Annotated in this window: 8 protein-coding genes; 6 read left to right on the top strand and 2 right to left on the bottom strand. The window is 65.3% G+C overall.

Annotation, left to right across the window (positions count from 1 at the left end; translation table 11 throughout):
- Positions 1-83: 83 nt before the first annotated feature.
- From tkt to APT59_RS14985, 5 genes are all read left to right on the top strand, one after another.
- On the top strand, positions 84-2168 hold the full coding sequence (gene tkt, locus APT59_RS15005) for a transketolase (protein ID WP_059315595.1): 2085 nt from the start codon (positions 84-86) through the stop codon (positions 2166-2168).
- Positions 2165-4984 carry a bifunctional transaldolase/phosoglucose isomerase gene (locus APT59_RS15000; protein ID WP_059315594.1) on the top strand — a complete coding sequence of 940 codons (2820 nt, stop codon included), beginning with the start codon at positions 2165-2167 and terminating at the stop codon, positions 4982-4984. The genes tkt and APT59_RS15000 overlap by 4 nt, the downstream gene beginning before the upstream one ends.
- An 18-nt stretch (positions 4985-5002) precedes the next feature.
- Complete coding sequence (gnd, locus tag APT59_RS14995) at positions 5003-5980, top strand: phosphogluconate dehydrogenase (NAD(+)-dependent, decarboxylating) (protein ID WP_059315593.1); 978 nt, start codon at positions 5003-5005, stop codon at positions 5978-5980.
- Between the two features lie 83 nt (positions 5981-6063).
- On the top strand, positions 6064-7620 hold the full coding sequence (zwf, locus tag APT59_RS14990; RefSeq protein ID WP_059315592.1) for a glucose-6-phosphate dehydrogenase: 1557 nt from the start codon (positions 6064-6066) through the stop codon (positions 7618-7620).
- Complete coding sequence (locus APT59_RS14985; RefSeq protein ID WP_059315591.1) at positions 7602-8420, top strand: Cof-type HAD-IIB family hydrolase; 819 nt, start codon at positions 7602-7604, stop codon at positions 8418-8420. The genes zwf and APT59_RS14985 overlap by 19 nt, the downstream gene beginning before the upstream one ends.
- Positions 8421-8629: 209 nt before the next feature.
- On the opposite strand, the gene APT59_RS14980 is transcribed toward APT59_RS14985, so the two are convergent.
- The gene (locus APT59_RS14980; protein WP_059315590.1) at positions 8630-9532 is read right to left on the bottom strand and encodes a LysR family transcriptional regulator; all 903 of its coding nucleotides are present in this window, start codon (positions 9530-9532) and stop codon (positions 8630-8632) included.
- Between the two features lie 165 nt (positions 9533-9697).
- Between APT59_RS14980 and APT59_RS14975 the strand changes: the two genes are divergently transcribed.
- A complete protein-coding gene (locus APT59_RS14975; RefSeq protein WP_059315589.1) occupies positions 9698-10426 on the top strand; it encodes an SDR family oxidoreductase in 729 nt (242 codons plus the stop codon).
- Here APT59_RS14975 and APT59_RS14970 read toward each other — a convergent pair.
- Positions 10423-11343, bottom strand: a complete 921-nt coding sequence (locus tag APT59_RS14970; protein ID WP_059315588.1) for a LysR family transcriptional regulator — start codon at positions 11341-11343, stop codon at positions 10423-10425. The genes APT59_RS14975 and APT59_RS14970 overlap by 4 nt on opposite strands.
- Positions 11344-11356 lie beyond the last annotated feature (13 nt).

Here is an 11356-nt window from a genome sequence, read left to right as displayed (position 1 = left end):
TGCCTTTGCTGAAAACGGTTTCACGGACCGCATAGACCGTTTTCGCCGCGGGTGGCGTGCCTGCCAGCACGAGGACGCTTGCCATGGGTTCCACCGCACCTTCCAGCCCCAACGCCGACCAACTGACCATCGACACCATCCGTACCCTGTCCATGGACGCGGTACAGAAGGCCAACTCCGGCCACCCCGGTACCCCGATGGCCCTGGCTCCGGTCGGCCATACGCTGTGGAGCCGCTTCCTCCGCTATCACCCCGAGCATCCTGACTGGCCCAACCGTGACCGCTTCGTGCTATCGGTTGGCCATGCCTCCATGCTGCTCTATTCGCTGCTGCATCTGGCAGGCGTGAAGGAAATCGACGAGCACGGCACCGCCACCGGCAAGGAAGCGGTCAGCCTTGATGACATCAAGCAATTCCGCCAGCTGGACTCCAAGACGCCAGGTCACCCCGAATACCGCATGACCACCGGAATCGAGACCACTACCGGTCCCCTGGGTCAGGGCTGCGGCAACAGCGTTGGCATGGCGCTGGCACAGAAGTGGCTGGCCGCGCGGTTCAACCAGCCAGGCGTGACCCTGTTCGACTATGACGTCTATGTGCTCTGTGGCGACGGCGACATGATGGAAGGCGTCACCGGCGAGGCGGCGTCCATGGCCGGCCACCTGGGCCTGGACAACCTTTGCTGGATCTACGACAACAACACCATCAGCATCGAAGGCCACACCGAGCTGGCCTTCAGCGAAGACGTGGCTGAGCGTTTCCGTGGTTATGGCTGGCATACGCTGCACGTCAAGGACGCCAACGACGCCGAGGCCCTGGCCGCCGCCCTGCATCGCTTCAAGGGCAATACTGGCAAGCCGACCCTGATCGTGGTCGACAGCCTCATCGGCTACGGCGCGCCGAACAAGCAGAACACCGCAGCTGCCCATGGCGAGCCCCTGGGCGCGGACGAGATCAAGCTGGCGAAGAAGGCCTATGGCTGGCCGGAGGACGCCGACTTCCTGGTACCCGACGACGCCCGTCACCACCTGCGCGACGCCCTGCTGGAGCGTGCCAGCGGTCTCTACGAAGACTGGAACCGTGCCTTCGATCGCCTGCGCCAGGACGATCCGACCCGGGCCGATGAACTCCAGCGCATGCGCGCCGGTGAAATGCCGGAAGGCTGGGACGCCAAGCTGCCCAGCTTCGAGCCCGATGCCAAGGGCGTGGCCTCCCGCGAGTCCGGTGGCAAGGCGCTCAATGCCTTTGCCCAGAACATTCCCTGGCTGGTTGGCGGGGCAGCGGACTTGGCGCCGTCCACCAAGACCAATCTCAAGTTCGATGGCGCTGGCAGCTTCTCCGCCCGTGAGCCGTCCGGGCGCAACATGCACTTCGGTATCCGCGAGCATGCCATGGGCTCCATCGCCAATGGCATGGCGCTCTGCTACCTGCGCAGCTTCACCGCTACCTTCCTGGTGTTCAGCGACTACATGAAGCCGCCGATCCGCCTGGCTTCCATCATGGAGCTGCCGGTGGTGTTCGTCTTCACCCACGATTCCATCGGCGTCGGCGAAGATGGCCCGACCCACCAGCCGATCGAGCACTTGGCGCAACTCCGTGCCACCCCGGGTTTGTTGACCATGCGTCCCGGGGATGCCAATGAAGCGGTGCAGGCCTGGAAGATCGCCCTGCAGCAGACCAATAGACCTTCCTGCATGGTGCTGTCGCGCCAGCCACTGCCGACCCTGGACCGCAGCAAATACGCCAGCGCCGAAGGCGTGGCCCAGGGCGCCTATGTGGTAGCCGATGCCGAGGGCGGCACGCCCCAGGTAATCCTCATGGCCACTGGTAGCGAGCTGGGTCTGGCGATGCAGGCCTACGAGCAGCTCAAGGGCGAGGGCGTGAAGGCACGGGTCGTGTCCATGCCTTGCTGGGAGCTGTTCGAGGAACAGGACGAGTCCTACAAGCAATCGGTGCTACCCGACGAGGTCCTGGGCCGTGTTGCCATCGAGCAGGCCGGTCCCCTGGGCTGGGAGCGCTACATTGGTCGCAAGGGTGCCTCGGTCACCATGAGCACCTTTGGTGCCTCCGCGCCCATCGGCAAGCTGCAGGCGAAATATGGCTACACCGTGGAAAACGTGGTCAAGCTGGCCAAGGAACAGGCGCAACGTAAAGGGAGCGCCGCATGAGCAATCCACTCAAACAGCTGACGGAGCAGGGCCAGGCGGTCTGGCTCGATTTCGTCAGCCGTGAATTTCTTGGCAAGGGTGAGCTACAGAAGCTGATCGAGCGTGACGGCCTTACCGGCGTTACCTCCAATCCCTCGATCTTCGAGAAAGCCATGGGGCATGGCAGTGACTACGATGGCAGCCTCGAGGCTTTTCTGGAACAGGCGGATGCCGAGCCGGTGGACGTCTACGAGCATCTGGCCATCGAGGACATCCAGCAGGCGGCCGACATCCTGCGACCGGTCTATGACCGCCTCGAAGGGCGTGATGGCTATGTGAGCCTGGAAGTCTCGCCCTATCTGGCGCTGGATACCCGCGCCACCCTGGAGGAGGGCCGGCGCCTCTGGCAGGCAGTGGATCGGCCCAATCTCATGGTCAAGGTGCCTGGTACGCCCGAGGGGGCGGTGGCCATCCGCAAGTTGATCGAGGAGGGGATCAACGTCAACGTGACCCTGCTGTTCGATCGCAACGCCTACATGGCAGTGGCGGAAGCCTATATCGCGGGTCTGGAAGCGCGGCTGCACCAGGGCAAGGACATCAGTCGTCTCGCCAGCGTCGCCAGCTTCTTCATCAGTCGGGTCGATGGTGTGCTGGACAAGCTGATCGACGAGCGCAAGGGCAGTGACGGCGAGCTGGCCGAACTGCGTGGCAAGATCGCCATCGCCAATGCAAAGCTCGCCTATCAGGACTACCTGCGCCTGATCCAGTCGCCACGCTGGAAGGTGCTGGAAGCCAAGGGTGCCCATCCGCAACGCCTATTGTGGGCTTCCACCGGATCCAAGGATCCGGCCTATCCCGATACCCTCTATGTGGATCAGCTGATCGGTCCGGATACCGTCAACACCATGCCACCCAAGACCATGGATGCCTTCCGTGATCATGGCACGGCAGCTCCGATGCTGAGCACCGACATCGAAGCCGCACAGCGCGTGGTGGATGCGACTGCCCGATTCGGGCTGGATCTCGATGGCGTGGCCAAGCGGCTGGTCAAGGACGGCGCCCGGCAATTCGAGGACGCCGCCGATGCCCTGTTGGGCGCGGTAGGGCAGAAGCGCCTCGATTTTCTCGGCGAGCGCCTGAATGCCGCGGACTATCGTCTGCCGCACGATCTGCATGAAGCCGTCGAGGCCCGCCTCGACGAGGCGCGACGTGAAGGCTGGTCGCGCCGGCTGTGGCAGGGCGATGCCTCGCTCTGGACCGGTCGCGACGAGGACCAGTGGGTGGGTTGGCTGGCCGCTGCCCAGGGTCGCCAGGCCGATCCGGTCGCGCTCAGCGCCCTGGCCGACGCCGTACGCGAGGAAGGCCTGGATACCGTGGTACTGCTGGGCATGGGCGGTTCGAGTCTGGGCCCGGAAGTGCTGGCCAATACCCTGGGTACCGCCACCGGCGGACTCGACCTCAAGGTGCTCGATTCCACCGATCCGGCGCAGATAGCTGCCCTGGAAGAGCAACTGGATTTGCACAAGACGCTGTTCCTAGTCTCCAGCAAGTCCGGCTCGACCCTGGAACCGGAAATCCTGCGCGCCTATTTTCACCAGGCTGTCGAGCGGACGCTGGGCGCGGACGAGGTGCAACGCCGCTTCGTCGCCATTACCGACCCCGGCTCCAAACTCGAGGCCAGCGCCACGGCGGAAGGCTACCGCGCCATCTTCCAGGGCGACCCCCATATCGGCGGGCGCTATTCGGTGCTATCGGTGTTCGGCATGGTGCCCCTGGCGCTGCTCGGCCATTCGGTGGCCGACTTCTTCCAGGTGACCCAACCCATGGTACTGGCCTGCAGTCCCAGTGCGCCTCCTGCCATCAACCCGGGCATCCGCCTCGGCGTGGTGCTGGGCGAGGCAGTGCGCGCCGGCCGTGACAAGGTCACCCTGATCGCCTCGCCAGGAGTGGCCAGCCTGGGCGCCTGGCTGGAACAACTGCTCGCCGAAAGTACCGGCAAGCAGGGCAAGGGCATCATCCCGGTCGACCTGGAGCCGCTTGGCGCACCGGATGTCTATGGCACGGATCGGGTATTCGTCAGTCTGGTGCTAGACGATGAGGAGGATGCCGAGCGCGATAGCCGCCTGCAGGCGCTGGCCGCGGCAGGGCATCCGGTGGTGGATATCCGGCTCGCTCGCCCTGAGCTGATCGGCCAGGAGTTCTTCCGCTGGGAAGTGGCCACCGAGGTGGCCGGTGCGGTCATCGGCATCAACCCGTTCGATCAGCCCGACGTGGAGGCCAGCAAGATCAAGACCCGCGCCCTCACCGATGGCTATGAACGCGACGGTCGCCTAGCCGGTGACGAGCCGCTGCTGGAGGAAGGTGCGTTGGCCCTGTTCGGCGACGCCGATCTGCAAGGGCAGGACACCGCCCGGGCGGCCATCAAGGCGCACCTGGCACGCCTGCAGCCCGGCGACTACTTGGCCGTGCTGGCCTATCTCGAGCGCAATGCCGTGCACGAGGAGGCCTTGGGCGCCATGCGTGATAGCATTCGCGACAGCAAGCGCGTAGCGACCGTCGGCGGCTTCGGCCCCCGCTTTTTGCACTCCACGGGGCAGGCCTACAAGGGTGGTCCCAACTCGGGTGTGTTCATCCAGATTACCGCCGATGCCCAGAACGACCTGGAAATTCCAGGGCGGGGTCTGAGCTTTGGCGTCGTCGAGGCCGCCCAGGCCAAGGGCGACCTCGAGGTACTGGCCGAACGGGGACGGCGCTACCTGCGCGTGCATATCAAGGGCGGCGACATCGACGCCGGCCTGCAACAAATAGTCGAACTGGTCGAGGCGGCGGTCGCCTGACCTCAAGGAGTCATCAGCATGCAATTGGGAATCATCGGACTGGGCCGCATGGGCGGCAACATCGCACGGCGCTTGATGAAGCATGGACATGAAGTCGCGGTCTACGACCGCAGTGCCGATACCGTGGCCGACCTCGGCAAGGAAGGCGCCATCGCCACCGACGGTCTCGATGGCGTCATCGCTGCCCTGGCGCAGCCCCGTGCCATCTGGGTCATGCTGCCTGCCGGCGAGCCGACCGAGCAGACCATCGCCGAGCTGGCCGACCGCCTGGCTCCCGGTGACGTCATCATCGATGGCGGCAACACCTACTACAAGGACGACATCCGTCGCGCCAAGAGCCTGGCCGAGAAGGGCATCGACTATGTCGACGTCGGTACCTCCGGTGGTGTCTGGGGCCTGGAGCGCGGCTACTGCATGATGATCGGCGGCAAGTCCGAAGCCGTCGAGCGCCTGGAGCCCATCTTCGAAGCCCTGGCCCCTGGCTACGGCAGCATCGAGCGCACCCGTGGTCGCAACGCCCCGGACGAACGTGCCGAGCGTGGCTTCATCTTCACCGGTCCGGCGGGTTCGGGTCACTTCGTCAAGATGGTACACAACGGCATCGAATACGGCCTGATGCAGGCCTACGCCGAGGGCTTCGACATCCTCAAGATGAAGAACAGCGACAAGCTGCCGGAAGACGAGCGCTTCGACCTGGACCTGGCCGACATCGCCGAAGTCTGGCGTCGTGGCAGTGTGGTGTCCTCCTGGCTGCTGGACCTGACCGCCCAGGCCCTGGCCGGCGACGTCGAACTGGAGAAGTTCTCCGGCTCGGTAGCTGACAGCGGCGAAGGTCGCTGGACCATCGAGGCCGCCATCGAGGAAGCGGTACCGGTCAACGTCCTGTCCGCTGCCCTCTATGCGCGCTTCCGTTCCCGCCAGCAGGCCACCTACGCCGACAAGCTCTTGTCGGCCATGCGCTTCGGCTTCGGCGGCCACGTCGAAATCCCGCAGTAAAACCCTGGCCGTTCCCCTGTGGAGCGGCCACGGGCCGCGTCCCGGGGGACGGCACCAGCCGCCCTCGTGGATAAGGCCCTGTCATGACCGATTCTCCTGCCGTCTCCCCCAGCACCGCTTCCCAGGAACGGCGCTCCTGCACCAAAGCCCCCACTGCACCGCCAGCCACGCTGTTCCTTTTCGGCGCCAATGGTGACCTGGTCAAGCGCTTGCTGATTCCCTCGCTGTACAACCTCCTGCGCGACGGGTTGCTCGACGACCGTACCCAGATCATCGGCGTCGACCACAATCCCAATACCGACGAGGGCTTCGCTGACCGCCTGGAAGCCTTTATCCGCGATCAGGCCGAGGCCAAGGGCAAGTCCCGTGACGAGGCGCTGGACCCTGACCTCTGGGGCCGGCTGCGCAGCCGCATCCGCTATCTGCAGGGCGACTTCCTCGAGGACTCCACCTATGCAGCGGTGGGCGAGCGCATTGCCCAGGCCGATACCGACAATGCCGTCTTCTACCTGGCCACTGCCGCGCGCTTCTTTGGTGACGTGGCCGAGCGCCTGGGCAAGGCGGGACTGTTGAAGGAGAGCGGGGACGCCTATCGCCGGCTGGTGGTGGAGAAGCCCTTCGGCGCCGACCTGGCCAGTGCCCAGGCGCTGAACCAGCGCCTGCTGGCAAACATGGAAGAGGAGCAGATCTATCGGATCGACCACTACCTGGGCAAGGAGACGGTACAGAACATCCTGGTCAGCCGCTTTTCCAACGCGTTGTTCGAGTCGTTCTGGAACAACCACTACATCGATCACGTGCAGATCACCGCGGCGGAAACCGTGGGCGTGGAGTCGCGTGGTGACTTCTACGAGAAGACCGGCACCCTGAGGGACATGGTGCCCAACCACCTGTTCCAGCTGCTGGCCATGGTCGCCATGGAGCCGCCGGCGTCCTTCAACGCCACCTCGGTGCGCGATGAAAAGGCCAAGGTGGTCGGTGCCATCCGCCCCCAGACCACCGAAGAGGCCCTGGCCAATTCGGTACGTGGCCAGTACGCCGCCGGGACGATGAACGACAAGCCGGTGCGGGGCTATCGCGAAGAAGAGCGCGTCGACCCGGACAGCCAGACCGAGACCTATGTGGCGCTCAAGCTGTTCGTCGACAACTGGCGCTGGGCGGGTGTGCCCTTCTACCTGCGCACCGGCAAGCGCCTGACCGCGCGCGACACCGAGATCGCCATCTGCTTCAAGCACGCGCCCTATGCGCAGTTCCGCGATACCAAGATCGACCGGATGCGGCCCAATTACCTGATCATCCAGATCCAGCCCGACGAAGGCATGTGGTTCGATTTCCACGCCAAGCGCCCGGGCCCTCTGGTGGAGCTGGAAAACATCCGCATGGGCTTCGCCTATACCGATTTCTTCGAGATGCAGCCGTCCACCGGCTACGAAACCCTGATCTACGATTCCCTGATCGGTGACCAGACGCTGTTCCAGCGCGCCGACAACATCGAGAACGGCTGGCGCGCCGTGCAACCTTTCCTCGACGCCTGGAAGCAGGGCGGCGAAGTGGAAAGCTATGCCGCAGGCAGTGCCGGCCCCGCCGGTGCAGATGAACTCCTGAAGAAGGACGGCCGCTCATGGCATCCGCTGACCTGATCCCCATTGATCTGCTGGTGTCGGATATCGACGGCACCCTGGTGCGTGACGACAAGAGCCTGAGCGAGGCGGTGATGGCTGCCGTCAAGCGGCTGCAGGCGGCTGGCAAGGCCATTACCCTGGTCAGCAGTCGTCCGCCGCGAGCACTGCTGCCGCTGGTACGGCAGTTGGGAATCCACCAGGCGGTGGCCGGCTTCAACGGTGGCAATCTGGTGGAGGCGGACGGCACCCTGATCCGTGCCCATCGCCTGGCCGAAGCCGTGACCCGCCAGGTACTGGAGCGCCTGGACCGTGAAGCCTTCGAGGTCTGGCTGTTCGCCGATGACCTCTGGCTGACGCGTGACGGGCAGGGCGCCTACGTCCCGCGTGAGACCCGGGCGCTGGGATATGGGCCGACCGTGGTGGACTCCTTCGAACCCTACTTGGATCGGGTCGACAAGATCGTTGCCGCTGGTAGCGACCATGCGGGCCTCGAAGCCCTGGAGGGTGAACTGGGCGAGCGGCTGGGGGAGGGCGCCACGGTGCTGCGTTCCCAGCTTTACTACCTGGACATCACCCACCCCAAGGCCAACAAGGGCGATGCCCTCATCGAGCTGGCCCAGGCCGCGGGCGTACCCGTGGCGCGGACAGCGGCCATCGGTGATGGCAGCAACGATGTGCCCATGTTCCGCCAGGCGGGCCTGGCCATCGCCATGGGTCAGGCCGCGGCTGCGGTGCGGGAGGAGGCCGATCAGGTCACCGCCAGCAACCAGGAAGACGGCCTGGCCCAGGCCATCGATCGGTGGATCCTGGGAAGCTGATCGCTGGCGAGTGACGTTGGGCTTCGCTGCGCTCAATCCAGCCTACGCGTCCTGTAGGTTGGATTGAGGCGGTTCCATCGCCGAAGCCCAACAGGGCCTGCCTTCGTGCCAAGTGGAAAAGGCTGCGCCGTTTTCCACCCTACACGGGATCAGGCGGGTGCCCCCTCTCCCACCGGGAGAGAGACGGGGTAAGGGCCGCCGATACCTCGCTACCCCTCGTGCTCCTCCCGATACCCCCGCACATGCTCCACCAGCGCCCGCAACTTTGGCGCCAGGTTGTGGCGACTCGGGTAGTAGAGATAGAAGCCAGCGAAGGGCGGTAGGTAATCCTCCAGCACCTGCTCCAGTTCGCCACGGTCCAGATAGGGCCGGAAGGTGTCCTCCATGCCGAAGGTGATGCCGCCACTGGCAAGGGCCGTGCGCACCATCAGCAGCATGTCATTAGTGGTGATCCGGGGCGAAACGGCCACGTCGAAGGCTCTACCGTTCTCGCTGAACTCCCAGCGCCAGGGCGCCACCTCCGGCGCCGGGCGCCAGCCGATGCAGCGGTGGTCCGACAGCTCACGCGGATGCCGAGGGCGGCCGTGGCGGGCGAAATAGGCCGGTGTCGCCACCGCCACCTCACGCTGCGCGCCGGTTACCGGGATGGCAATCATGTCCTGTTCGATCACCTCGCCCAGGCGCACGCCGGCATCGAAGCCACGGGCGACGATATCGAATTCCTCGTCGGTGACCGTGATATCCAGCGTCACCTCGGGATAGGCCGCGACGAAGTCGGCCAGTAGGGGGCCGTCGAGAAAGCGTTCGGCGATGGACGTAACCGCAACCCGCAACAATCCGCGCGGTGGCCCCGCGTGGCTGGCGTCTTCCAGGGCGCCGAGCAGACCCGCCAGAGGCCCCGCGATCTGGCGCTGCAGGCGTTCGCCGGCTTCGGTCAGGCGCACGCTGCGAGTGGTGCGTTGCACCAGGGAGCTGCCCAGTTCGTCTTCCAGACGGCGGATGGCCTGGCTTACTGCGGAGCGACTGACGCCCAGGCGGTCTGCCGCCACGCGAAAGTTGTCCGCCGTTGCCACGGCGATAAAAACCTTGAGGAGATTCAGGTCCGTTTCCATTGGTAAGTCCGGCTAACCAAGGCAGTCAAGGGGCGGCGGCTTATCACGACAATGCGCGGTCGCTAAGGTGTTGGCAAGCCTGGACGCCCCGCTTCCGTAATCCGAGAGTGAGCGGGGCGTGGCTATACCAGTGAACACCCTGAAGTCATCCACGAGGACTCATTCATGGCTATCGACAAGGTCGTACTCATCACCGGCGCTTCCAGTGGCATAGGGGCGGGCATCGCTCGCGAATTGGGTGCTGCCGGCTGCAAGCTGCTGCTCGGCGCCCGCCGTATCGACAGGCTGGAGGCGCTGGCGGCCGAGCTCAACGCGGCTGGCGGGGAGGTCGCCTGCCGCCGGCTGGACGTCACCGATGGCGCCGACATGGTTGCCTTCGTGCAGGCCGCCCGGGAGCGCTGGGGGCGGGTGGACGTCATCGTCAACAATGCCGGGATCATGCCGCTGTCGCCCATGGCGTCCCTCAAGACCGAAGAATGGATGCAGATGGTCGACGTCAACATCAAGGGCGTGCTCAACGGCATCGCCGCAGTGCTGCCGGAATTCACCACCCGCGGGGCCGGCCACGTGATCAACCTGGGCTCCATCGGTGCCCTGTCGGTGGTGCCCACGGCAGCGGTCTACTGTGCTACCAAGCATGCGGTACGGGCGATCTCCGAAGGACTGCGGCAGGAACGTGAGGATCTGCGGGTCACCTGCATCCATCCGGGCGTGGTGGAAAGCGAGCTGGCGTCCACCATCACCGATCCCGCGGCACGGGCGATGATGGAGGACTATCGCGCCATCGCCCTGCAACCCGCGGCCATTGGCCGAGCTGTGCGTTATGCCATCGAGCAGCCGGACGACGTCGACGTCAACGAGATCGTCGTCCGTCCGACCCGCAGCGCCAACTAGACGGTTTCCGCCAGGGCTTCGAGAAAGCGCTCCAACACCAGGTTGGGCCGCCGTCCCTTGCGGGTGACGGCGGCCAGGGTGGTGTCGAAGTGGAAGCGGTCGGGGTCGAGGGCGCGCAATTGACCCTGAGTCACCCAGGGCTGGGCGACGTGATCGGGCAGATAGCCGATATAGCAACCGGTGAGGATGAGAAAGGCCACGCCTTCGCGATCCGAGGCGCGCGCCGTGCAATTCAGGGCGGCATGGCGCTCATGCCCTTCCTGATTGAGTAGATGATTGGGGCCAACCGCGTCCTGGGTCGCCAGGATGCCCTCGTCCAGCGCCGCGTCGGCCATCTCGAACAGCGGATGGCTGCGGCTGCAGTAGAGCAGGGCGCGCTCTTCGTAGAGCGGCAGGTACTCCAGGCCGGCCAGGGCATTGATCAGCGGCAGCACGCCCAGGTGGAGATGGCCATCGAGCACGCCGGTCTCGATCTCGCTGGGCAGGGTCATGCCGATGTTGACCATCACGTCGGGCGCAGCGCGCTTGAGGGCGGCCAGGGCATGGGTGATGCGCATGCGCGGCTGGGTGACCAGGTTGTTGATGATGCCGAGGTTCAGCTCGCCACGCAGGTGCTGGTGCAGCTGGTTGACCTCGCTGCGAAAGCCTTCCAGGGCGGCGAACAGCGACTGGCTGGCCTTGAGCACCTCGCGGCCTTCGTCGGTCAGCGAGAAACCGGCGCGACCGCGCTGACAGAGGCGCATGCCCAGGCGCTTTTCCAGATCGTTCATGTGCAGGCTGATGGCCGAGCGGGTGATGCCCAGCCGGCCTTCGGCGGCAGTGAAACTGCCGCATTCCACCACCGTCTTGAACAGCCGCAACAGGCGGATCTCGAAATCGCCGACCTGGGCGAGCAGGGCCTTGCGCGTCGTCTTCATGACTGCCACCGCA

Origin of the sequence: Pseudomonas oryzihabitans (genome assembly GCF_001518815.1) — a bacterium.
Classification (GTDB): domain Bacteria; phylum Pseudomonadota; class Gammaproteobacteria; order Pseudomonadales; family Pseudomonadaceae; genus Chryseomonas; species Chryseomonas oryzihabitans_E.
Note: the sequence above shows the minus strand (reverse complement) of the source record. Positions and strands in the feature narration are given on the sequence as shown.